Origin of the sequence: Xenorhabdus entomophaga (genome assembly GCF_037996725.1) — a bacterium.
In the GTDB taxonomy this organism is placed as follows: Bacteria; Pseudomonadota; Gammaproteobacteria; order Enterobacterales; family Enterobacteriaceae; genus Xenorhabdus; species Xenorhabdus khoisanae.
Genome location: NZ_JBBMXH010000300.1, coordinates 1 through 673, shown reverse-complemented (window position 1 = coordinate 673; position 673 = coordinate 1). Strand labels below are relative to the sequence as shown.

General features: G+C 34.9%; 1 protein-coding gene. It reads right to left on the bottom strand.

Annotated elements, in window-relative coordinates; all coding sequences use genetic code 11:
- Positions 1–74: 74 nt before the first annotated feature.
- Entirely contained in the window at positions 75–320 is a 246-nt protein-coding gene (locus tag AAC854_RS22875; protein WP_340619097.1) for a hypothetical protein, read from the bottom strand.
- Positions 321–673 lie beyond the last annotated feature (353 nt).

Here is a 673-nt window from a genome sequence, read left to right as displayed (position 1 = left end):
AGCGACCACGAAAAACACGGGGTTACAATACGCCGGATGAGCTATTTAAAGGTACAAAAACTCATTTACTTCGTTTATAACGATGTTGCACTTAATATGTGAATCCAAGTTGCTTTAGTTTTTGCCTTATCAGCTAAGATTTTATTTTTTACCTCATCTTCTTTTTGTCTTTCATAAATGTTAATTGATGTATCAATCGATTTTTTAGCTGATTTTGTGGAATGCCAAGTTAAATACAAAGAACCCATTCCAATTACTACTGCAATAACAGCAACAATCAACCCCCAATCAATATCTTTAATCGAATATGTGATTTCCATAAAAGCCCTTAAAAAGTAAAATTTCCTTTATTCTACCCTCAATTACAGCTCATGCCACCCATAATTAATCCAGAATTCAGAGCTACCAGACAAGCAACATTCTTTCATTGGTAATTGCTCACTACACTTACCGTAAAATCAACCCCTACTCTGTTTGCCCAATTTGAATTTATACGAAACAGGTGGCTTCGAGTCGAAACTCTAACTAGAAATTGTCCAAAAGTGAGTTAGAGCAAGTTGCTTGATTTGGTCACACCATAAAATTGGAACGGGTAGATTGCATTCTAATCAATTCAAATAACGCTATCGCGCTTCTGACATTATTTTTTGTCTCGGAAAATGAATTACGCATT